We start from the raw sequence: 22,933 nt of genomic DNA on the forward strand, positions 1-22,933 counted from the left end.
CACGTCACGGTGGCGTGGAACCGGCGTGCACGCCGGGCGAGCTCAGTCCTCCAGCACCGGCAGCAGCTCCGGCAGATGCCCGTCCGAGGCCGCCGCCGCGCGCCGCCGCTCCTGGGGGACCTCGCCGTACAGCGTCGTACGGGGCCTGGCGGGACGGCCGGCCGCCTCCGCCACCGCGACGAGCTCCTTGACGGACTTGTACGAGCCGTACGACGAACCCGCCATACGGGAGATGGTCTCCTCCATGAGGGTGCCGCCCAGGTCGTTGGCGCCGGAGCGGAGCATCTCCGCCGCGCCCTCCGCGCCCAGTTTCACCCAGCTCGTCTGGATGTTGGGGATGTGCGGATGCAGCAGAAGCCGCGCCATCGCCGTCACCGCGCGGTTGTCGCGCGTCGTCGGCCCCGGGCGGGCGATGCCCGCCAGATACACCGGGGCGTTGGTGTGGACGAACGGCAGCGTCACGAACTCCGTGAAGCCACCCGTCTCCTGCTGGATGCGGGAGAGCGTGCGGAAGTGGCCGAGCCAGTGGCGGGGCTGGTCCACATGGCCGTACATCATCGTGGACGACGAGCGGATACCCAGCTCGTGCGCGGTCGTCACCACCTCGATCCATGTCGCCGTCGGCAGCTTGCCCTTCGTCAGGACCCAGCGGACCTCGTCGTCCAGGATCTCGGCCGCGGTGCCCGGGATCGTGTCGAGGCCGGCCTCCTTCGCCGCCGCGAGCCACTCGCGGACCGACAGACCGGTGCGGGTCGCGCCGTTGACGACCTCCATCGGCGAGAAGGCGTGGACGTGCATGCCGGGCACGCGCTCCTTCACCGCGCGGGCGATGTCGAAGTACGCCGTGCCGGGCAGGTCCGGATGGATGCCGCCCTGCATGCAGACCTCCACCGCGCCCACCTCCCACGCCTGCCGGGCGCGGTCGGCGACCTGCTCCAGGGAGAGCGTGTACGCGTCGGCGTCCGTGCGGCGCTGCGCGAACGCGCAGAAGCGGCAGCCCGTGTAGCAGACGTTCGTGAAGTTGATGTTCCGGGTGACGATGTAGGTGACGTCGTCACCCACCACCGACCTGCGCACATCGTCCGCCACCCGGCACAGCGCGTCCAGCGCCGGCCCGTCCGCGTGCAGCAGCGCCAGCGCCTCCCCGTCCGTCAGCCGCGTCGGGTCGTCCGCGGCCGTCCGCAGCGCCGCCCGGACGTCCGTGTCGATGCGCTCGGGCGCCATCCCCGGGGCCGCCGCCTCCCTGAGCGCCTCCCAGTCGCCGTACACCTCGTCGAAGTCGTCCCGGCGGTCGCCCGTGCGGCCCTCGGTGTCGATCGTGCGGTGCAGGTCCGTACGGCCCGAGGACCGGAACGCCTCCTCCGGCTCCTGCCACGGGTGCCCCTCCACGACCGCGTCCTCGCGCGCCAGGCCCGTCTCCCCGTCCGCCAGCGCCCGCACGTGCGGCAGCAGCCGCGGATCCAGCCACGGCTCGCCGCGCCGCACGAACTCCGGGTACACACACAGCCGTTCACGCAGCTCGAAGCCCGCCGCCGCGGAGCGCTCGCGCAGCAGCTCGATCTGCGGCCAGGGGCGCTCGGGGTTCACATGGTCGATGGTCAGCGGCGAGACGCCGCCCCAGTCGTCGATGCCGGCGGCGATGAGCCGCTCGTACGCGTCGTCGACCAGGTTCGGCGGCGCCTGGAGGCAGGCGCTCGGGCCCATGATGTGCCGGGCCACGGCCACGGTGGCGACCAGGTCGTCCAGTTCGGCGTCCGGCGTGCCGCGCATCGCCGTGTCCGGCTTGGCGCGGAAGTTCTGGATGATCAGCTCCTGGATGCCGTGGTACGCCCGCGCCACCTTCCGCAGCGCGAACAGGGACTCCGCGCGCTCCTCGTACGTCTCCCCGACGCCGATCAGCAGCCCGCTGGTGAACGGGACCGAGGAGCGCCCGGCATCCTCCAGGACACGCAGCCGGACCGCCGGTTCCTTGTCCGGGGAGCCGTGGTGCGGGCCGCCCGGCTCGGACCACAGCCGGGTGGCCGTGGTCTCCAGCATCATGCCCATCGAGGGGGCGACGGGCTTGAGTCGCTGGAAGTCCGTCCACGACATCACCCCGGGGTTGAGGTGCGGCAGCAGGCCCGTCTCCTCCAGGATCCGGACGGAGACGGCGCGTACGTAGGCGATCGTGTCGTCGTACCCGTGCGCGTCCAGCCACTCGCGGGCCTCGGGCCAGCGGTCCTCCGGCTTGTCGCCGAGGGTGATCAGGGCCTCCTTGCAGCCGAGGGCGGCGCCCTTGCGGGCGACGTCCAGCACCTCGTCCGGGGACATGAACATCCCGTGCCCGGCCCGGCGCAGCTTGCCCGGCACCGTCACGAAGGTGCAGTAGTGGCACGTGTCACGGCACAGGCGGGTGAGGGGGACGAAGACGCTCTTCGAGTACGTGATGACACCGGGACGGCCGGCCGCCGCGAGGCCCGCGTCCCGCACCCGGGCCGCGGACGCGGCGAGGTCCTCCAGGTCCGCGCCGCGGGCCTGCAGCAGCACCGCGGCCTCGGTGACATCCAGGGCGACGCCGTCACGGGCTCGTTTGAGGGCGCGACGCAGGGAGTTCTCGGTGGGTCCGGTTCCGGAGGTCGCGGAAGTCGTCATCCCCCGAGCATACGTTCGCGGTGATCAGGTCATACAGGGCCGACTCATACAGGGCCGACCTGCGCGGCAACCGCAACCCGCAACCCGCCGTTACCCCGACGCGTGGCTGCCGATCGGCTTCCCTTGCACGGGAGTTCACGGCTCAATACCAGAGTGCTACGCACCACCCCTGCACCACCCCTGCACCACCCCTGCACCACCTCTGTCATCCGACACCTTGGGAGCAGCAGCATGTGCGAGGACGACCACGGCATCGGCAGACGCGCACTGTTCGTGACGGGAGCGGCCGCCGCGCTTACGTTGGGAACCGTGAGCTTTGCGAGCGGCGCCTCCGCGGCGGACGGGGCCGGCCAGGAGACGAGGACGGTGCGCGGCACCCTGCCCCCCGGCTCGCCCGATTTCGTCTACCTCCCCGTCGAGGTCCCCGAAGGCGTCCGGGAGATCAGGGTCGCCTACACCTACGACAGGCCGTCCGTCCCGGCCGGCACGCCGGGCAACGCCCTCGACATCGGCATCTTCGACGAGCGCGGCACCGAGCTGGGCGGCGAGGGCTTCCGCGGCTGGTCGGGCGGCGCGCGCACCGAGTTCTTCGTCCGCGCCGACGACGCGACCCCCGGCTACATCCCCGGCCCGGTGGCCCCCGGCACCTGGTACGTCGCGCTGGGCCCGTACACGGTGGCGCCGCAGGGCCTGACCTACGAGGTCACCGTCACGCTCACCTACGGCGACCCGGGCGAGACCCCCGCTCCCGTGTACCCGCCGTCGCGGGCGAAGGGCCGGGGCCGCGCCTGGTACCGCGGCGACTGCCACCTGCACTCCTGGTACTCCGACGGCCGCCGCACGCCCGCCGAGATCGCGGCGCTGGCCCGGGCGGCCGGCCTCGACTTCATCAACACCTCCGAGCACAACACCCACTCCTCCCACCCGCACTGGGCCGACCAGGCGGGCGACGACCTGCTGATCATGCTGGGCGAGGAGGTGACCACGCGGAACGGTCACGTGCTGGCGCTGGGCACCGACCCCGGCACGTTCGTCGACTGGCGCTACCGGGCCCGCGACAACCGCTTCGGCCGGTTCGCCCGGCGCATCCACCGGGCGGGCGGCCTGGTCGTACCGGCCCATCCGCACGCCACCTGCGTCGGCTGCGGCTGGAAGTTCGGCTTCGGCGACGCCGACGCGGTCGAGGTGTGGAACGGCCCGTACACGCCGGACGACGAGGTGGCCCTGGCGGAGTGGGACAACACGCTGGTGGCGTCGGTGCGCGACGGGCACGCCCGCTGGCTGCCGGCGATGGGCAACAGCGACGCGCACCGCGACCCCGACGCCGTGGGCACCCCGCAGACCGTGGTCCTCGCCGACGACCTGACCCGTGAGGCCGTCCAGGAGGGCATCCGCGCGGGCCGTTCGTACGTCGCCGAGTCGAAGAACGTCTCCCTGGCCTTCACCGCGTCCGGCGGGCGCGGCGAACACGCGGGCATCGGCGAGCGGCTGCGGGTGGACCGCGACACCCCGGTCACGGTCCGCCTTCGTGCGCAGGGGGCGCCCCGCTGCACCATCCGCTTCGTCACCGACCAGGGAGTGCTGTTCACCGGCGACCCGCTGCCGGTGTCCGGGACGGGCACCGCCGAGTGGCACACGACACCGGCCTACGCGGCGTACGTCCGGGCCGAGTTGCGGCACGAGACGGCGGCGGGCCCGCTGCCGGGGGCGCTGGCCGCGTTCACCAACCCGATCTTCCTGGGCGAGGCGTGAGGCGGCGTGTGAGGCGGCACGTGCGGCGGCACGTGCGGCGGCACCCGCCCGTCCCGCCCCCGTGACGGCGACCCGGCGGATGGCCGCACCGGCCGGCCGCCGGGGCGGGCGGATGGGATCCTGCAGGCAGCCCGGAACCGACACAGAGGAGTGTGCGGGAGACCATGACACGCAACCCCGACCTCAAGTACCGCGTGGTCTCGGCGTTCCAGCGCCGGATCGGCAACCCGCTGCTGCGCCGGCTGCCGCTCCAGACCCTCCTGGAGACGACGGGCCGCGTCTCGGGTCTGCCGCGGCCCACCCCGGTGGGCGGCCGCCGCGTCGGCGACTCGTTCTGGCTCGTCTCCGAGTACGGCACCAGGTCCCAGTACATCCGCAACATCCAGGCGGATCCGCGGGTCAGGGTCCGCATCCGGGGACGGTGGCACACGGGCACGGCCCATCTGCTCCCGGACGACGACCCGCAGGCCCGCCTGAAGACCCTGCCCCGCCTCAACAGCACGGCGGTTCGGGCACTGGGTGCCGGGCTGCTGACGGTGCGGGTGGACCTGGACGGCTAGTGCTGACCGGGGTGGTTCGCCGGGTCGGTGGTCGTGGCGGTCGGGTGTGCGGTGACGTCCGATCCGACTGCCGGGGGTGTGGTGGCTGAGCCTGTCCATGTGCGCAGAGCGACCGACCAGGAGGGGCAGAAGCTGCAGCAGATCGTGCGCCGCGGCAGCACCGGTTCAGTGCGCTGTCGGCGCGCGACGATGCTGCTGGCTTCGGCGGGCCCGGTGGGCGGGAGACCGTCCCCGCCTGCTCAGCCCTGACGACGAGGACTTTGTCGTCCAGACGGCCACCACCCGCCCGACCAAGCTCGGCCGCAGCCTCCCTGTGGAAGAGGCACCGGCCCGCCTCGCAGTCATGAGCAGGCTCAGCGGTCGCCCTCAGCGTCGCTGACGAGGCGGCCACGGTGGCCGGCGGGCCATCGCTCGTCCACGTCGGAGGCGACTGACCGGCATGTCGTGCAGGCCGTCGCCCTCAGCGGGGACCACGAGTACCCGTAGCCGGTCAGCTCTTCCCGCTCGATGTTCACACCACACAGCGTCACCGTGGTCACGACGGCGTGCTCGACCTCAGGCGTGCTGGACTCATCAACCGCGGCACACCACCGGTCCGTAGTGGGTCGATACGGCGGACGCAGCACCTCACCGGACTCCATGACGATGGCGGTTGCGAGGCAGTGCCCGCACGTCACCCACGTTCCGCCTGCCGGATTCGCTGGAAGCGGAGCAAAACCACCAGACACCTCGCAACCGCACACGTCGCACACCATGCGGATGATGATCGCAGGCCCCTCCGGGGTCCCGGAGGCGGCGAGGAACACGGCGAACTCTCCCGGTCAGAGCACTAGCCGGCCCGGGCGGCCTGCCTCACCCCGGCCAGACGATCGCCTGCAGCTCGCTGTAGGCGTGCAGGGCGTAGGAGCCGACGTCACGGCCGACGCCGCTCTTCTTGAAGCCGCCGAAGGGGGCCTCCATGTTGCGGCCGACGGTGTTCACGCCCACTCCCCCGGCCCGCAGCCGCCGGGCCACCCGGAAGGCGCGGGCCACGTCGCCGGACCACACGTAGTCGATCAGGCCGTAGTCGCTGTCGTTGGCGAGGGCGATCCCCTCGTCCTCCTCGTCGAAGGGGACGACCACGACGACGGGGCCGAAGATCTCCTCGCGGACCACCCTCATGTCGGCGGTGCAGTCGGCCAGGAGGGTGGGGGCGACGTAGAAGCCACGGTCGAACCGCGGGCGTTCGCCCCCGGCGACCAGCCGCGCCCCCTCCTTGCGGCCCAGTTCGACGTACGACTCCACGCGGTCGCGGTGCGCCGCCGAGATCACCGGGCCCACCACCGTCGCCCGCTCGCGGGGATCCCCGACCGTCAGACGGCGGGCGTAGGCCGCGAGCCCGGCCACCAGGCGGTCGTACACGCCGCGCTGCGCGATCACCCGTGTCGGCGCCGTGCAGATCTGCCCGCTGTAGAAGGAGAACGTGGTCCCGATCCCGGCCACCGCCGCGTCCAGGTCGGCGTCGTCGAAGACGAGCGCCGCGCCCTTGCCGCCCAGCTCCATCAACTGCCGCTTCATGGACCGGCCGCACACCTCGGCGATGCGCTGCCCGACGGCGGTGGAGCCGGTGAAGCTGACCATGTCGACGTCGGGGCTGTCCACCGCCGCCTCGCCGACCTCGGAACGGGAGCCGCTGACGACGTTCACGACGCCGGGCGGCGCCCCCGCCTCCTGGAGCGCCTCGGCCATGCGGTAGACCGACAGCGGGTCCTGCGGCGCCGGTTTCACGACCACCGTGTTGCCCATGGCCAGCGCGGGGGCGACCTTGCCCGCCGGGTTGGCCCACGGGTTGTTGTACGAGGTGATGCAGGTGACCACGCCGACCGGCTGGCGCACCGCGAGCGCGCCCATGACGGCGGCCGGGCCGAACGGTCCCGCCTCGTTGATCTGCGGCGGCAGCGGCACCTCGGCCGGTTCCACCCGCGCGTACCGGCTGAACCGGGCGGCCGCGACCCCGACCTGCATCCCGCGCGCCGTACCGGTGGTGGCGCCGCTCTCCGCCCGCGCGAGGTCGGCGTACGGCACCAGGTTGCGCCGCATCACGTCCGCCGCGCGGGCGAGGACGGCGGCGCGTTCCTCCGGTGCCGTCCGCGACCACGGCCCGAAGGCCTCGCGGGCGGCGGCGCAGGCCGCGTGCACCTGCTCCCGCGATGCCTCCGGCGCCCACCCGACGGTCTCCTCGCTCGCCGGGTCGACGATCTCGTAGTGGCCGCCGTCGGGCTCGACCCACGCTCCGCCGACGAACAGCCGCTGCCGGTCGCTCACCTGGTGCTCACCGTCCTGGTGTCCCGTCCGGAGCGCAGCACCTTCCCGGGCACCGCCCCGGTGACCACGTCGTCCCGGATCGCCTCGACGCCGTTGACCCACACCGCCCGTACGCCGATCGCCCGGGAGTCCAGCCGCGGGCTGTCCCCCGGCAGGTCGTGCACCAAGGTGGCCGGGCCGGCGTCGATCCGCTCCGGGTCGAACAGCACGAGGTCCGCGTGGAACCCCTCCCGCACCCGGCCGCGCCCGCGCAGCCCGAACAGCCGCGCGGGATCGTCCGTCAGCATCCTCACGGCCTGCTCCAGCGGCACCAGCCCGCGTCCGCGCAGGCAGTCCCCGAGGAAGCGGGTCGTGTACGGGGCCCCGCACATGCGGTCCAGGTGCGCGCCCGCGTCCGAGCCGCCGAGCATGACGTCCTCGTGCCGCCAGGTCTCGGCCCGCAGGGCCCAGGAGCCGGGGTCGTTGTCGGTGGGCATGGGCCACAGCACCGTGCGCAGTTCGTCGTCGGCGCAGATCTCGACCAGGCACGCGAAGGGGTCCTGGCCGCGTTCGGCCGCGATGTCCTTGACCACCCGGCCGGTGAGGCCCTCGTTGCGCGGGCTGTAGGTGTCCCCGATGACGTACCGCCCGAAGTTCGCCAGCCGCCGGAAGACGCCCGCTTCCTTGGAGTCGGCGCGCCGCAGCATCTCGGCGCGGACGCCGGGATCGCGCAGCTTCTCGATCCGCTCCGGCACGGGCAGGCTGAGGATCGGCCCCCACCCGGGGATCAGGTTGAGCGCGCAGAACGTGCCGAGCGACATGTTCATCGGCGTGAGGATCGGCATGGTCAGGGCCACCACCCGGCCGCCCGCCTTGCGCGCGCGCTCGCTCACGCTCAGCTGGCGCGGCACCCGCTCGGGGACGGCCGCGTCGACGGTCAGGACGTTCCAGTTCAGGGGGCGTCCCGCCGCCGCGCTCATCTCGACGAACAGGTCGATCTCCGCGTCGCTGAACTGGTCCAGGCAGCCCGCGACGATGGCCTCGATCTGGGTGCCCTCGTGCTCGCCGACGGCACGCGACAGCGCCAGCAGTTCCTCCGGCCGCGCGTGCCGGGAGGCGACCGGCTCACCGTCGCCGTCGGAGTGCGTGGAGGACTGGGTGGTGGACAGGCCCCAGGCGCCCGCGTCCATGGCCTCGTGGAGGAGCCGGACCATGGCGTCCAGTTGCTGCGGCGTGGGCTGCCCGCCGACCGCGTCCGGTCCCATCACGTACCGCCGCAGCGCGCAGTGCCCCACCATGAAGCCCGCGTTGACGGCGATGCGCCCCTCCAGCGCGTCCAGGTAGTCGCCGAAGGTGTGCCAGTTCCAGGGTGCGCCCTCCTCCAGGGCGACCAGGGACATGCCCTCCACCCTGGCCATCATCCGGCGGGTGTAGTCGGCGTCCTCGGGCCGCGCCGGGTTCAGCGGGGCGAGCGTGAAGCCGCAGTTGCCGGCCGCGACCGTGGTGACGCCGTGGTTCAGGGACGGGGTCGCGTACGGGTCCCAGAACAGCTGGGCGTCGTAGTGGGTGTGCGGGTCGACGAAGCCGGGGGCGAGGACGAGGCCGCCGGCGTCCTCGCTGCTCGCGGCCTCCTCCGTGATCCGGCCGACGGCCGCGATGCGGCCGTCGCGTATCCCCACGTCCGCGGTGTGGGCGGGCGCGCCCGTCCCGTCCACGACGGTCGCGCCCCTGATGACGTGGTCGAGCATGACGCCTTCCTCCTTCGGCCGCTCTGCGCCGCTTGTCGGTTCTCGGTCTTCGGCCCGGCCGGCTCCGGCCCGGCTCGGCTCGGCCCGGCCCGGCCCGGCTCCCGATGGGCTCACGATCGGCTCGTGATCGGCTCACCGGGCGCGCGGGTGAGGCACCGGACGTCCCGTGGAGCGTTCAGGCGCTCTGGCGGAAGCGGGTCGTGCGGTGCACCGGGTCCGTGTCGATCTTCGGGATGACGTGCTCGCCGATCAGCCGGATCGTCTGGAGGGTCTCCTCCTTGGGGATCCCGACCGGCAGGCCGAAGCTGAGCTGGTCGGCCCCCGCCTGCTCCCACCTCTTGCACTGGGTGAGCACCTCGTCCGGGTCGCCGCAGATGAGCAGCTCCTCCTCGATGAGCAGTTCGAGGAATTCCTCGGTGTACTCGGGGAGCGTCTCGGGCCAGACGGGGAAGCCCTCGGGGCGCGGGAAGGTGTCGTGGTAGCGGAAGACGAGGGACGGCAGGTAGTGCAGTCCGCCGTTCATCGCGATCCGGATCGCCTCGTCGTGGGTGGGCGCGCAGACGGCGGTGGTCGTCACCATCACGTTGTCGTTGACGAAGTCCCCGACGGGTTCGGCGTCGACGACCGCCGTCTTGTACTGCTCCAGGACCCACTCCATGTCGGAGACCTTCTGCACGCTGAAGCCGAGCACCCCGAGGCCCTTCTTCGCGGCCATGGCGTACGAGGGCGGCGACCCGGCGGCGTACCACATCGCGGGGTGCGACTTCCCGTACGGCTTGGGCAGCACCTTGCGCGGCGGGAGCGACCAGTGCTTGCCCTGGAAGCCCTGGTACTCGTCCTGGAGCCACATCTTGGGGAACTCGGCGATCGTCTCCTCCCAGATCTCCTTGGTGAAGTTCATGTCGGTGATGCCGGGGAGGAAGCCGAGGATCTCGTGGCTGCCCGCGCCGCGTCCGCTGCCGAACTCGAAACGGTTGCCGGAGAGGTGGTCGAGCATGGCGACCTTCTCGGCCACCTTGACCGGGTGGTTGACCTGGGCGAGGGGGTTGAAGATCCCGGATCCCAGGTGGATGCGCTCCGTCGCGTGGGCGAGGTAGCCGAGGAAGACGTCGTTGGCGGAGAGGTGCGAGTACTCCTCCAGGAAGTGGTGCTCGGAGGCCCAGGCGTACTTGAAGCCGGACTTGTCCGCCTGGATGACGTACTCGGTCTCCTCCATCAGCGCCTTGTGCTCCGCGAGCGGATCGGTCTCGGCGCGCTTGCCCACGTATCCCTGTACAAAGAGCCCGAATTCCAAGGAGGTTCACCGTCCCCACGAGATCCCAGATTTTCTGACGTACCGTCAGATCAGCTGCCGCCGACTGTGGCACCGCCCGGTTGGAGCGTCAATAGCTGACGCCAAGTCAGATAACGGAGACGCCGGCCAGCCATCCGCCGTCGATCACGAACGGCTGCCCGGTGATGTAGGAGGAGTCGTCGGAGGTGAGGAAGAGCGCCAGCCTCGCCACCTCCTCCGGCCGCCCGACCCGGCCGAGCGGCACCAGCCTGCGGTACAGCTCGTCCAGGGCGCGGGAGGTCTCCTCCGGGTCCGCGTCCGGATCCAGCCGGGACGGGTTGGACATCGGCGTGTCCACCGCTCCCGGGCACATGGCGTTCACCCGGATCTGCTGCCGCGCGAGTTCGAGGGCGGCCACCCTGGTCAGGCCGAGGATGGCGTGCTTGGTCGCCGCGTACGTGCCCACCGCCGCCATCCCGGTCATCGCGGTGTACGAGGCGGTGTTCACGATCGTGCCGCCGCCGGCCGCGGCGATCTCGGGCGCCACGGCCCTGATGCCGAGGAAGCAGCCGACCTGGTTGACCTGGACGACGCTCATGAACTCCTCCAGGGGCGTGTCGAGGAGCGCGTTGAAGCGCAGGATCCCCGCGTTGTTGACCAGCCCGTCGATACGCCCGTACGCCCCCTTCGCGGCGGCCACGGCGGCCGTCCAGTCGGCCTCCCGCGACACGTCGAGGTGGACGTACGACTGGCCCAGCTCCTTGGCCAGCGCCTCACCCTGGTCGTCGAGCACGTCCGCGACCACGACCCGGGCGCCCTCCGCCGTGAACAGCCGTGCCTCCTGCTCGCCCTGTCCGCGCGCCGCCCCGGTGACGATGACGACCCGCCCGTCCAGCTTGCCCATGGTTCTCCTCAGTCAAGGTGGGGGGCGACCTCGGCCCCGAACGCTGCTATCTGGTCCGTGAGTTCGGTGCGGCCGCGGCTGCGGAACCGCACCTGGATCTGGTGCACGCCCATCGCGCCGTACGCGCGCAGCGACGCGGCGATCGCCTCGGGGGCACCGCTGAGCGTCCGCCGTCCGACGTCCCAGCCCGGCTCGCCGACGTACAGCGGCTCGGTGATCGCACCGACCGTGAGGGGCTCCTCGATGCCCGCCTCGGCCCGCAGCCGCCGTAGCCGGCCGATCTGCTCGGGCAGGCGCTCACGCGGATCGCCCTGCGGCAGCCAGCCGTCGCCCTTGAGCGCGGCCCGGCGCACCGCGGCGGGCGAGGACCCGCCGACCCACACGGGCACACGGGCCTGGGCGGGCCGGGGCCGCTGCCCCAGCCCCGCGAAGTCGTACTCCTTCCCGTGGTGTTCCGGGAACTCCTCCGGTCCCAGCGCCGCCCGCAGGGCGTCGATCGCCTCGTCGAGCACCGCCCCCCGCCGCCCGAAGTCCACCCCGAGCACCTCGAACTCCTCCCGCACATGCCCGGCCCCCACCCCGAGGACGAGCCGTCCGCCGGAGAGGTGGTCGAGGGTCGCGTACTGCTTGGCGGTCACCAGCGGATGCCGCAGCCCCACGATCGCCACATGGCTGAGCAGCCGCACGCGCTCGGTGACGGCCGCGAGGTGGGCGAGGGTGGCGACCGGGTCGTACCAGACCGTGCTCATGGCGGGCGCGAGCCGCCGCGGAATCGCCACGTGGTCGCAGCTCGCGATGTAGTCGAAACCGGCGCGCTCGGCGGCCCGGGCGACCGCGACCAGGTCCTCCGCACCCGCAGCCGCCTCCCAGGGCTCGGCGTACATCGTGCTCTGGGACTGGACGGGCAGCTGCATCCCGTACCGCAGGGGCCCGCTCACCGGGGACCACCCCCGCCCTGCCCGGCCCACAGGCCGTCCTCCGTCAGCCCCAGCAGCTCGATGGCGTTGCGCCGGACGATCCGTTCGACGACGTCCGCGTCCAGATGCCCCATCTGCGACTCCCCGACCTCCCGGGACTTGGGCCAGGTGGAGTCGGAGTGCGGGTAGTCGGTCTCGTACAGCACGTTGCCCACCCCGATGGCGTCGAGGTTGCGCAGGCCGAAGGCGTCGTCGAAGAAGCAGCCGTAGACGTGCTCGGCGAACAGCTCCGACGGCGGGCGGTGGACCTTGTCGGCGACCCCGCCCCAGGCCCGGTTCTCCTCCCAGACGACGTCGGCGCGCTCCAGGATGTACGGGATCCATCCGATCTGGCCCTCGGCGTACATCACCTTCAGGTTCGGGAAGCGTTCGAACGCGCCGCTCATCAGCCAGTCGACCATCGAGAAGCAGCAGTTGGCGAAGGTGATGGTGGAGCCCACGGCCGGCGGGGCGTCCGCGGACGTCGAGGGCATCGTGCTGCTGGAGCCGATGTGCATCGCGATCACGGTGCCGGTCTCGTCGCAGGCGGCGAGGAACGGGTCCCACGCGTCGGTGTGCACGGACGGCAGCCCCAGCCGGGGCGGTATCTCGGAGAACGCGACGGCGCGCACACCGCGTTCGGCGTTGCGGCGCACCTCGGCGGCGGCGAGCCCGGCGTCCCAGAGCGGGATGAGGGTGAGCGGTATCAGCCGGCCGTTCGCCTGGGGCCCGCACCACTCCTCCACCATCCAGTCGTTGTAGGCGCGCACCCCGAGCAGACCCAGCTCGCGGTCCTGGGCCTCGGTGAACGTCTGGCCGCAGAAGCGCGGGAAGGTGGGGAAGCAGAGGGCGGACTGGACGTGGTTGACGTCCATGTCGGCGAGGCGCGAGGGGACGTCGTAGGAGCCGGGCCGCATCTGCTCGTAGGTGATGATCTCCAGCTTGATCTCGTCCCTGCTGTAGCCGACGGCGGTGTCCAGGCGGGTGAGGGGCCGGTGCAGGTCCTCGTACACCCACCAGTCGCCGATCGGGCCGTCGTCCCCCGGTCCGCCCATGACGGGGGCGAACCTGCCGCCGAGGAAGGTCATTTCCTTCAGCGGCGCGCGGACGATGCGCGGGCCGACGTCCCGGTACTTCTTCGGGAGCCGGTCCTGCCAGACGTTCGGGGGCTCCACCGTGTGGTCGTCGACGGAGATGATCCGGGGAAAGGCGGCGTTGGTCCGTGAGGTCTCCATGCCGGTCACGGTAGCGCTGATCTGACGGGGCGTCAGCTCCTGCGATCCCCTCGGCTCCCGCGGGGCCCCGGCCGGGGGTGGGGAGAGCATGTGTGGACCTTGTGACGCACCGTGCGGCGGCCTGTGATCGCCGTCTCGCACGGCTGACGTATCCGCCATGAACAAGGCAAACTGGCCTCTTGGTTGTGAACGTCTCGGCAGGGGGCCAGGGGGCAGCGATGGACGGTGTACCGCGAGTGCCGGAGCAGCGGGGTCCCGAGGAATCGGCGACGCTGCGCTTCGGCCTGCTCGGACCGGTGCGCGCCTGGCGCGGGGAGGAGCTGCTGGCCACCGGCTCACCGCAGCAACGCGCCCTGCTGTCCGCCCTGCTGCTGCGCGAGGGACGCACGGCGACGGCGTCCGAGCTGATCGACGCGCTGTGGGGCGACGAGCCTCCGCCACGCGCGCTCGCGGCCCTGCGGACGTACGCCTCCCGGCTGCGCAAGATCCTCTCCCCCGGGGTGCTGGTCAGCGAGTCGGGCGGGTACGCCCTGCGGCTGGACGACGCCCGCGCCCTGGACCTCGCCGCGGCCCAGCGACTGGCCGCCGAGGCCGAGAAGGCCAAGGACTCCGGGGACCTGCGCCACGCCCGGCGGGCGCTGAACGACGCGCTGGCCCTGTGGAACGGCGAGCCGCTGGCCGGCGTGCCGGGCCCCTACGCGGACACCCAGCGCACCCGCCTGGAGGAATGGCGCCTCCAACTCCTGGAGTCCCGCCTCGACATGGACCTGGAGCAGGGCTGCCACGCGGAGGCGGTCTCGGAACTGACCGCCCTGACGGCGGCGCACCCGCTGCGCGAACGCCTGCGCGAACTGCTGATGCTGGCCCTGTACCGCTCCGGCCGCCAGGCGGAGGCCCTCGCGGTGTACGCGGACACGCGCCGCCTGCTGGCCGACGAACTCGGCGTCGACCCCCGCCAGGGACTGAAGGAACTCCAGCAGCGCATCCTGCAAGCGGACCCGGGCCTGGCGGAGCCCTCGGCCCCGGCCCCCGAACCCGCCACGGCCCCCGTCCGCCCCGCCCAGCTCCCCGCCACCGTCCCCGACTTCACCGGCCGGGCGTCCTTCGTCGCCGAGCTGGGCGAGGTCCTCGCCTCCGCCGAGGGCCGGGTCATGGCGGTCTCGGCGCTGGCCGGCATCGGGGGCGTCGGCAAGACCACCCTCGCCGTCCACGTGGCGCACCAGGCCCGCGGCGCCTTCCCCGACGGCCAGCTGTACGTGGACCTGCAGGGCGCGGGCTCCCGGGCCGCCGAGCCGGAGACGGTCCTCGGGGCGTTCCTGCGCGCCCTGGGCACCGCGGACTCGGCGATCCCGGACTCGCTGGAGGAACGCGCCGCCCTCTACCGCTCGGTCCTGGACGGCCGCCGGGTCCTGGTCCTGCTGGACAACGCCAAGGACGCCGCCCAGGTACGCCCGCTGCTGCCGGGCACGGAGGGCTGCGCCGCCCTGATCACCTCCCGGGTGCGGATGGTGGACCTGGCGGGCGCCCACCTGGTGGACCTGGACGTGATGTCCCCCGACGAGGCCCTGGCGCTGTTCACCAAGATCGTGGGCGAGGAGAGAGTGGCCTCGGAACGCGAGGCCGCCCTCGACGTGGTGGCGGCATGCGGCTTCCTGCCGCTGGCGATCCGCATCGCGGCCTCCCGCCTGGCCGCCCGCCGCACCTGGACGGTGTCGGTCCTGGCGGCGAAGCTGGCGGACGAACGCCGCCGCCTGGACGAACTCCAGGCGGGCGACCTGGCCGTGAAGGCCACCTTCGAACTGGGCTACGGCCAACTGGAGCCGGCGCAGGCCCGCGCCTTCCGCCTGCTGGGACTGGCGGACGGCCCCGACATCTCTCTTCCGGCGGCCGCGGCGGTCCTCGACCTGCCGGCGGAGGACACGGAGGACCTGCTGGAGTCCCTGGTGGACACCTCCCTCCTGGAGTCGGCGGCCCCCGGCCGCTACCGCTACCACGACCTGGTCCGGCTCTACGCCCGCGCCTGCGCGGAACGCGACGAACACCCGCCGAGCGAACGGGATGCGGCGATGTCGCGGCTGCTGGACTTCTATCTGGCCACGGCGGCCGAGGGTTACGCCATCGAGCGGCCCGGTGACCGGCTGGTGGACCACCTTGAGACACCCCGGACGGCCGGGCTGGTCTTCCCGGACCGGCACACGGCACAGGACTGGCTCTACTCCGAGGCGGTGTCCCTGCTCGCCTGTGTCCGGCAGTCGTCCGACCGTGCCCGGCTCAGGCGCGCCGTCGACCTGCTGTGGGCCGCGGTGGACCTGGCGGAGTCGGGGGCGAACTCCAAGGAGTACGAGGCCGCGGCCACTGCCCTGCGGAATGCCGCGCGCTCCCTGTCCGACGCCCGCGCGGAGGGCCGGGCCAACCTCGTCCTGGCCAACGCCCGGCACTGGTCGGGGTACTTCGACCAGGCCGATCAAGAGGCGCGGGAGGTTCTCCGGCTGTCCGAGGCGTCCGGGGACCCGCTGCCCTGCTGCTGGGCGGCGAACATCCTGGGGGCCTTCGCCTTCTACCAGAACCGCTACGCGGAGGCCGAGGAGCACCTGGAGCGAGCCATCAAGGACTTCCGCGCGTGCGGCGACCTGTCGGGCACGGCGGCCGCCCTGTGCAACCTCTCACGCCTTCACCTGGCGACCGACCGCGCCGACAGCGCGGTGGTCCTCGCCCAGCAGGGCACGGAGATGTACGAGGGTCTCGGACACTCGCTGAAGGCGGCGAACGGCCACTACGCACTGGGCATGGCCCTCAGCAAGAACGGCCGGCTCTCCGATGCGTCCGCCCGCCTCGGGGACGCCCTCCAGGTCTTTCGCGCCAGCCGCCAACGGCTGTGGGAGGGCATGACCTTGTTCCGTCTCGCGGAGGTGGACCTCCTCGCCCACCGCAGCGCACAGGCCGCGGCCAACGCCGAGATGGCCCTGGCGATGCTCAGGGGCATCGGCGGAGAATGGCGCCGGGGCAACGTGCTCACAGTTCTCGGCAAAGCCCTGCTCAGGGTCGGACAGTCGGGGCGGGCCCAGGTCTGCTGGCGCGAGGCACTCGAGATCTTCGAGAGGCTGAACTCGCCCGAAGCCGCCGAAGTACAGGCACTGCTCGCTCCCGCCGCTGCCGCGTGACGCGCGACACGGACGTTCATCGTTCGTTTATCGCCGACAGGCACTCTTTTGTTTGTCGATCCGTCGCGTCGGGGGGCAGACGGACCGCCGGTGAGGCCGCCGCGCTCACGGTTTAGGGTTGGGCGGCCCGAGTGGCCCACCCGGCCACCCACGGGGGAGTGACCGGGTGGGCCCTCGCAGTCCGACAGCAACAACAAGGGGAGGCACCAGCATGAGCGACACCACCAAGGACGAGCCGATCGCCACGCCGGACAACACGCACATCACCGACGCCGAGGCCGGCACCACGGTCACGCCGCTGAACACGCACATCACCGACGCCGAGGCCGGCACCGACGTCCAGCCGCTCAACACGCACATCACCGACGTCAAGAGCGTTGCCGACGGCACGACCACCCCGGACAACACCCACATCACGTCCGACCCCAGCTAGACCTTCCTCCCACACGGGGATCGGCCGCGGCGGCGCGGAGGGGAGCCGCCGCGGCCGAGGTGTGTCCGGCGCAGGGCGGCCCGGCGGAACTACCGCGCACGCCCGGGAGCCGCCGCGCCGACCAGATCGAGCTCGCACCACACCGTCTTGCCCTCGGCCCACGGCCGCACGCCCCACCGCAGCGCCACGGCGTCGAGGAGCGCCAGGCCGCGGCCCGACTCGGCGTCCTGCGGCGCGTGCAGAAGGACGGGAAGCGCCCGAGGGTCGGGGTCGTCGACCTCCACGCGCACCCGTCCGTCGGCACGGACCACGCGGACCCGCACCGGGGTGCCCTCCCCCACGTGCCGGATGACGTTGCCGACGAGTTCCGTGACGCAGAGCTGGACGTCGGCGCACGGCACGTCCAGGTGGTCGCGCACGGCGCGGCGCAGTTCGGGCACGCTGCCCGGGAGGGCGAGCATGTCGAGCCGGAGGACCGGGAGTGCGGGGGCGTTCAACGAACGGCCGCCTTCCGCAGGACCTCCGCCAGCTTGCGCGCGGTGGCGGTGTTGCAGTTGCCGAGCGCGATCAGGCCGGCCGGCCCCCGGTACTCAGCCGCGAAGCTCGGCAGGTCCACGCGGAGGGACGGCAGCGTGATGCCGTGCGCGGCGAGCGCGGCGCGCAACTCCTCCACGCAGAGGGTCGTGTCGTAGGGGGTGGGCTGTGCGGGCACGGTCACGTACGCCTTCCTGTGCTCTCGGTGCTCTCTGTGACGAACCGTTCACACTGTGACGCGCCCTCGCCTATCGTGAAAGGGGTTTCCCTTCCCGGACGCGAACAGCGGAACCGGGCTCGATGAGCAGGGCAGTTGTGGAATCGGCGGGTGGACCGGGGTGCGACGCAAGGACATCGACGGCTCGGAGAGCGTGCCGAGCTTCTACGGCAAGGAGTTGCGGTGGAAGCGGGAGCAAGCGGGGCTCACGCTGCAGCAGTTGGCGGAAGGCAGCTTCTACGGACTGAGTCATCTCAGTGAGATCGAGCGCGGGGAGCGCCGTATGCCGCGCGAACTCGCCGAGCACGTGGACGGGGTGCTGGGGACCGACGGATTCTTCGCGCGGCGCTGCGAGGACGTGCGCAAGGCCCGCCGCAGGGGCCACGCCCGGTACTTCGAGAGGGTTCTGGAGGCCGAACGGCACGCGGACGCCATCGAGGAGTGGTGCCCCACCCTCTTCCCCGGCCTGCTCCAGACCGAGGCGTACGCCCGCGCCGTGGTCCGGGCCACGCATCCGCTGGAGCCGTCGGAGACGACGGATGAGAAGGTGCAGGCCCGACTCGCTCGCGCCCGCCTGTTCGACGACGACCCGGCCACCCCCGAGTACTGGGTCGTCCTGCATGAGTCGCTGCTGCGACTCCCCATCCTTCCGTCGGCGCAGATGGCCGAACAGCTCGACCGGATCGTGGGGTTGGCAAGGCGGCCCCGTATCACCCCCCAGGTCCTCCCGTGGGACTTCGGAGCACACCCGTTCATGGTCGGCACCGCGATGCTCATGACCTTCCCCGACGCGCCGCCGCTGGTCTACACGGAGTCCCTGCACACCGGGGAAACCATCGAGGAACCGGCCCTCGTGAAGGAGTACCGAAGGTCGTACGATCGGCTCAGGGCCGCCGCTCTGCCGCCGGAGGCGTCCCTCGCCCTGATCGAGGAAGCGGCTGAGGACTACCGACATGGCAGGAACCGCCTTCGATTTGAGCACCGTTCGCTGGAGTAAGAGCAGCTACAGCAACGGCAGCGGCGGAAACTGCGTCGAGGTCGCCGACCAGCTCCCCGCCTTCCCGGGCGCCGTCCCCGTCCGCGACTCGAAGCGCGCCCAGGAGGGCCCCGTACTCTTCTTCGCAGCCCCCGCCTGGACCTCCTTCCTCACTTCCCTCAAGCGCTGACCTCACCCGGAGCCGACCATGGGCGGATGGGGGCCGTCCGCCATCCCGAATCCCCTCCGCCGGGCACCCTCCACCGCCCCAACACTCCAATTCCCGGCCGCCCCATCCCGAAGAGCCACTTATCCACAGGGCTGGGATCCGTTCCGCTGTTCTGCGACCGTGGGCACGTGGAACGGAGGGCGTTGCGGGAACTCACCGAGGGAGGAGTCCTCCTCACCTCGCGTGCGCTCGACGCCGGCTGGCCGCGGCAGAGCCTCGCGCGGGCGCTCAGGAGCGAGGGCTGGGTCCGGCTCAGGAACGGCGCCTGGACCGAGCCGGAGTGCGCCACGGACCTCCTCACACGACTCCGGGCGGTGCAGCTTCTGGCTCCCCGACTCGTCGTGAGCCACCGTTCCGCGGCCGCGCTGTGGCGGATCGAGACCCTCTCCCCCGCCTCCGGTACGCCGCTGGAGTTCATCGACACCGAGCGCATCCACCGGCCGGAGGCCAAGGACGTACGTGTGCACCGCGCCCGCCTCCGCCCAGGAGAGGTGACGGAGCGACGGGGGCTCCCGGTCACCGGCGCGGTACGCACCCTCACCGACCTGTTGCGGACCGGCCCCAGGGACGACGCACTCGTCGCCGTGGAGTCGGCCCTCGCCTATCGCCGGGTCGGCAGTGTCCGCCGAGCCCCGCTCACCGATCTCGACTCGGTCTCCGCCGCCCTCGAGGTCACGCCCAAGAGGGCGGCGGTCCGGGCACGCTCGTGGCTTCGGCTGTGCGACCCACGCGCCGGTTCACCGGCCGAGACCATGGCCCGGCTGCGCCTGTACGACGCCGGGCTCCGCCCCGAGTCCCAGGCCGAACTCCTTACCCCGGCCGGGCGCCGGGTCGTCCTCGACTTCCTCTTCCGGGCGGAGGGGCTGGCAATCGAGATCGAGGGCTACGCCTACCACGGGACCCGCGACTCCCACCGCCGCGACGTCGACCGCTTCAACCAGATCCTCCAGTGCCCCGAGGTCCGAAACCTCCTCCGCTACACCGCCGAAGACGTCTTCCACCGCCCCGCCCAGATGATCCGGGACATCCGCGCCGCCCTCGCAGCCAGCGCATCCCGGCCGGTGCCCGCGGCCCGGTGAGAGCATGCTCCGGCTCCCCGGTGGCCTCGAGTGACGGTTGGGCCGCCCGCTTCTTTGCCAGTGTCGTGCTTCCGCGGTCCGCGTCAAGGGCGCTGCGTTGCGCTGCGCTCCACTCCGCGTCGGCTTCGCCGATCGGCCTCCGGCCGACCCTTGACCCGGCCCGCTCCAGCACGGGGGAGAAGCGAGCGGGCGGCCGGGGGAGGAGCGGGGGTCCTTCCGGGGTTCGTGGTGGGGTGGGCTGGCCGGTGCCCGGCGGCGGACGGCGCATCAGCGCCTCGCCTGCACGCCGGGCCGGTTCAGCGGCATGCGGTGAGTGGGTGGGGGCGCGATCGGAGGAGGGCGGCACGCCGGGCCGGTTCAGCGGCATGCGGTGAGTGGGTGGGGGCGCGATCGAAGGGCGCGGCACGCCGGGCCGGTTCAGCGGCATGCGGTGAGTGGGTGGGGGCGCGATCGGGGGAAGGCGGCACGCCGGGCCGGTTCAGCGGCATGCGGTGAGTGGGTGGGTGGTGCGCGGGCGCGCCTCGCCTGCACGCCGGGGGGATTTGGCGGCTTGCGGTGGGTGGGTGGGGGCGCGATCGGGGGAAGGCGGCACGCCGGGCCGGTTCAGCGGCATGCGGTGAGTGGGCGGAAGTGTGCCTCACGTGGCGCCGCTGAACGCTGAGTCAGTGGCGATGAGCTGCAATTGGAGGGTTTGTACCACACAGGAGACCCAATGCCTCTGGTCAGTAGGCTGCCTGATGGGACGAACCCTCCAATTGCTCTCATCGGCTTGACACATGAGGCTGGTGTGACCAGTGAGGGAGCATGTGACGGGCCCGGGCACCCACCTACCGTGCGCCGCCGAACCGCCCGGCGTGCCGCCCTCCTCCGATCGCGCACCCACCCACTCACCGCAAGCCGCCGAACCAACCCGGCGCGCCGCGCCCTCCGATCGCACCCCCACCCACCCACCGCAAGCCGCCGAACCCGCCCGGCGTGCAGGCGAGGCGCTGATGCACCGTCCGCCGCCGGGCACCGGCCAGCCCACCCCACCACGAACCCCGGAAGGACCCCCGCTCCTCCCCCGGCCGCCCGCTCGCTTCTCCCCCGTGCTGGAGCGGGCCGGGTCAAGGGTCGGCCGGAGGCCGATCGGCGAAGCCGACGCGGAGTGGAGCGCAGCGCAACGCAGCGCCCTTGACGCGGACCGCGGAAGCACGACACTGGCAAAGAAGCGGGCGGCCCAACCGTCACTCGTCACCCCGGCCCACCACGACTTTCCCTGAGGCAGAGCGAACCTTCAGCCATCAGAGGGGAAGCGATCGCGCGGGAGGGGCGGTCAGTGGTTGCCGTCGTCGGCGAAGTCGGGCCGCTCGGTGGACAGCAGCTGCTCGGCGGCACCGTCGAGTAGCTGGGCCATCTCCGTGGAGCGGGGCAGCATGGCCTTCTCGTAGACGCGGACGGCATCGTCGAGGGTGTCGTGGTGCGCGATGGCGAGGGCGAGTTCGCAGGCGTCGAGCATGGCGAGGTTGACGCCGACACCGAGGGGCGGCATGAGGTGGGCTGCGTCGCCGAGCAGGGTCACCGTGGGGTTGTGCTCCCATGTGTGAGGGACGGGCAGGGCGAAGATCGGGCGGTCGACGTAGAGGCCGTCGTTGTCGGCGATCAGCCGGCGCAGACGGGGCGCCCAGTCGCGGTAGCGCTCCAGGAGGAGGGCACGGATGCCGTGGGTGTCCTGGGGAGTGAGGCCGCCGGCGGTGATCCAGTCGGCCGGGACGCGCTGGATGATGTAGACGCGGATGTGGTCGCCGCTGTTGCGCTGGGCGAACAGGCCGCGGTCGCCGTCGGCTGCGGCGGCGCTGCCCCCTCCGACCAGTTCGGCGATGTCGGGGTGCTTGGTGCCGACGTCGTGGAACCACGCTTCGAGGAAGCTCACGCCGGTGTACTGGGGGACGGCCGGGGAGAGGGCGCGGCGGACCTCGGACCAGGCGCCGTCGGCGCCGATGACGAGGTCGGCTTCGAGGGTGGAGCCATCGCTGAAGTGCAGTTGCCTGGGGCCTTCGGCAGGGCCACTGAGGGTCCGCAGGGTGCAACCCCATTGGACGGTGCCGGGGTTGAGGGAGTCGAGCAGCAACTGGCGCAGCTGGCCGCGGTCGATTTCCGGTTTGAAGCGCTCGTCCTCCTTGGGGACGTGGTGGAGGCGGATCGAGCCGGTCGGGTCCATCTGGCGCATCTCCTGCCCTTCAGGGCGGGCCAGTTGGAAGAACTCCTCCAGCAGGCCGGCTTCGCGCAGGGCGATCTGGCCGTTGTCGGCGTGCAGGTCGAGGGTGCCGCCCTGGTCGCGGGCGTCGGGGCCGGCGTCGCGGTCGTAGACGGTGGCGGTGATGCCGTGCTGCTGGAGGATGCGGGCGCAGGTCAGGCCGCCGGGGCCGGCGCCGATGATGGCGATGCGGGGCGCGGGGGCGGTGTTCATGAAGGGCTCCGTTCGTGCCGCACGGCAGGGCTGTGCCTGCTGTGCCGCTGGGGTGAGTGGCAGTGGGTCGTTCGCGGTGGCCGGGGCCTTGGCGGATGGCGCCGTGGTGGGCGGCCGGCCCCCGTCAGCGGGGGCTCGCTGACGAGGAGGGCGGCGAGGATGGAGGGCGAGGAAGGCATGAGCGCGCAGGCGTCCTTGGCGCGGACGGGCAGTTCTGTCGCCGCCGGCGCCGATGCCCTGCGGGGCGCGTACGGCGATCAGCTCTGGCATCGACCGGGCGGCTTCGTCGCGAGCTGCGGCCGCAGGGGCGGCGCCGCGTGGAGAGCGCGGCTGGCGATCGGCGCGGAGGCACGACGAACACGGCGATCGCGGCCGGGTTCATGGGCTTGCGGGCATGGCTGATCACTCCTTTCGAGCAGGGGGGAGGCCGCAGGCCGGGGCCATGCGTCGCAGCTGCAGCTGCAGCCGCAGCCGCACCGCAGCCGCACCGCCAGAAAAGCACACCGAGTCAAT

Annotated in this window: 18 protein-coding genes and 1 pseudogene; 8 read left to right on the top strand and 11 right to left on the bottom strand. The window is 72.4% G+C overall.

Annotated features, from left to right (window positions below; translation table 11 throughout):
• Positions 1-42: 42 nt before the first annotated feature.
• Positions 43-2,631, bottom strand: a complete 2,589-nt coding sequence (locus ACZ79I_RS17500) for a bifunctional FO biosynthesis protein CofGH (RefSeq protein WP_471498431.1) — start codon at positions 2,629-2,631, stop codon at positions 43-45.
• A 231-nt stretch (positions 2,632-2,862) separates the two neighbouring features.
• Between ACZ79I_RS17500 and ACZ79I_RS17505 the strand changes: the two genes are divergently transcribed.
• From ACZ79I_RS17505 to ACZ79I_RS17515, 3 genes and pseudogenes are all read left to right on the top strand, one after another.
• Complete coding sequence (locus ACZ79I_RS17505; RefSeq protein WP_471498433.1) at positions 2,863-4,383, top strand: CehA/McbA family metallohydrolase; 1,521 nt, start codon at positions 2,863-2,865, stop codon at positions 4,381-4,383.
• A gap of 164 nt (positions 4,384-4,547) precedes the next feature.
• Entirely contained in the window at positions 4,548-4,943 is a 396-nt protein-coding gene (locus ACZ79I_RS17510; RefSeq protein WP_471498434.1) for a nitroreductase/quinone reductase family protein, read from the top strand.
• An 81-nt stretch (positions 4,944-5,024) separates the two neighbouring features.
• Positions 5,025-5,247 (top strand): annotated as a pseudogene (locus tag ACZ79I_RS17515) (IS630 family transposase); the annotation flags it as partial.
• A 49-nt stretch (positions 5,248-5,296) separates the two neighbouring features.
• Here the strand turns inward: ACZ79I_RS17515 and ACZ79I_RS17520 are convergent.
• The 7 genes from ACZ79I_RS17520 to ACZ79I_RS17550 form a co-directional block, all read right to left on the bottom strand.
• Entirely contained in the window at positions 5,297-5,482 is a 186-nt protein-coding gene (locus tag ACZ79I_RS17520; RefSeq protein ID WP_471505529.1) for a hypothetical protein, read from the bottom strand.
• 313 nt (positions 5,483-5,795) lie between these two features.
• Positions 5,796-7,247: an aldehyde dehydrogenase family protein gene (locus tag ACZ79I_RS17525; RefSeq protein WP_471498436.1), complete on the bottom strand. Its 1,452-nt coding sequence runs from the start codon at positions 7,245-7,247 to the stop codon at positions 5,796-5,798.
• A complete protein-coding gene (locus tag ACZ79I_RS17530; protein ID WP_471498437.1) occupies positions 7,244-9,088 on the bottom strand; it encodes an N-acyl-D-amino-acid deacylase family protein in 1,845 nt (614 codons plus the stop codon). The genes ACZ79I_RS17525 and ACZ79I_RS17530 overlap by 4 nt, the downstream gene beginning before the upstream one ends.
• Positions 9,089-9,149: 61 nt before the next feature.
• A complete protein-coding gene (locus tag ACZ79I_RS17535) occupies positions 9,150-10,268 on the bottom strand; it encodes an LLM class flavin-dependent oxidoreductase (RefSeq protein WP_471498438.1) in 1,119 nt (372 codons plus the stop codon).
• Positions 10,269-10,374: 106 nt separating this feature from the next.
• Positions 10,375-11,151 carry an SDR family NAD(P)-dependent oxidoreductase gene (locus ACZ79I_RS17540; protein ID WP_471498440.1) on the bottom strand — a complete coding sequence of 259 codons (777 nt, stop codon included), beginning with the start codon at positions 11,149-11,151 and terminating at the stop codon, positions 10,375-10,377.
• Between the two features lie 8 nt (positions 11,152-11,159).
• Positions 11,160-12,065, bottom strand: coding sequence for an LLM class F420-dependent oxidoreductase (locus tag ACZ79I_RS17545; RefSeq protein ID WP_471505028.1), 906 nt, complete (start codon positions 12,063-12,065; stop codon positions 11,160-11,162).
• Between the two features lie 20 nt (positions 12,066-12,085).
• A complete protein-coding gene (locus ACZ79I_RS17550) occupies positions 12,086-13,342 on the bottom strand; it encodes an amidohydrolase family protein (protein WP_471498442.1) in 1,257 nt (418 codons plus the stop codon).
• A gap of 218 nt (positions 13,343-13,560) precedes the next feature.
• On the opposite strand from ACZ79I_RS17550, the gene afsR reads away from it, so the two are divergent.
• Entirely contained in the window at positions 13,561-16,503 is a 2,943-nt protein-coding gene (gene afsR / locus ACZ79I_RS17555; protein WP_471498444.1) for an SARP-family global regulator AfsR, read from the top strand.
• Positions 16,504-16,714: 211 nt separating this feature from the next.
• Entirely contained in the window at positions 16,715-16,936 is a 222-nt protein-coding gene (locus ACZ79I_RS17560; RefSeq protein WP_471498445.1) for a hypothetical protein, read from the top strand.
• An 89-nt stretch (positions 16,937-17,025) separates the two neighbouring features.
• On the opposite strand, the gene ACZ79I_RS17565 is transcribed toward ACZ79I_RS17560, so the two are convergent.
• Both ACZ79I_RS17565 and ACZ79I_RS17570 read right to left on the bottom strand, forming a co-directional pair.
• Positions 17,026-17,433: an ATP-binding protein gene (locus tag ACZ79I_RS17565; protein ID WP_471498446.1), complete on the bottom strand. Its 408-nt coding sequence runs from the start codon at positions 17,431-17,433 to the stop codon at positions 17,026-17,028.
• Complete coding sequence (locus tag ACZ79I_RS17570) at positions 17,430-17,648, bottom strand: hypothetical protein (RefSeq protein ID WP_471505030.1); 219 nt, start codon at positions 17,646-17,648, stop codon at positions 17,430-17,432. The genes ACZ79I_RS17565 and ACZ79I_RS17570 overlap by 4 nt, the downstream gene beginning before the upstream one ends.
• Positions 17,649-17,808: 160 nt before the next feature.
• Between ACZ79I_RS17570 and ACZ79I_RS17575 the strand changes: the two genes are divergently transcribed.
• From ACZ79I_RS17575 to ACZ79I_RS17585, 3 genes are all read left to right on the top strand, one after another.
• On the top strand, positions 17,809-18,684 hold the full coding sequence (locus tag ACZ79I_RS17575; protein ID WP_471498448.1) for a helix-turn-helix domain-containing protein: 876 nt from the start codon (positions 17,809-17,811) through the stop codon (positions 18,682-18,684).
• The gene (locus ACZ79I_RS17580) at positions 18,662-18,853 is read left to right on the top strand and encodes a DUF397 domain-containing protein (protein WP_471498449.1); all 192 of its coding nucleotides are present in this window, start codon (positions 18,662-18,664) and stop codon (positions 18,851-18,853) included. Before ACZ79I_RS17575 ends, ACZ79I_RS17580 begins: the two co-directional genes overlap by 23 nt.
• A gap of 167 nt (positions 18,854-19,020) precedes the next feature.
• Positions 19,021-19,971: a hypothetical protein gene (locus ACZ79I_RS17585; protein WP_471498450.1), complete on the top strand. Its 951-nt coding sequence runs from the start codon at positions 19,021-19,023 to the stop codon at positions 19,969-19,971.
• A gap of 1,315 nt (positions 19,972-21,286) precedes the next feature.
• Here the strand turns inward: ACZ79I_RS17585 and ACZ79I_RS17590 are convergent.
• Positions 21,287-22,420 (bottom strand): FAD-dependent oxidoreductase, encoded by a 1,134-nt coding sequence (locus ACZ79I_RS17590; protein ID WP_471498452.1) that lies wholly within the window; start codon positions 22,418-22,420, stop codon positions 21,287-21,289.
• Positions 22,421-22,933: the final 513 nt, after the last annotated feature.

The organism is Streptomyces sp. PSU-S4-23 (assembly GCF_055632315.1).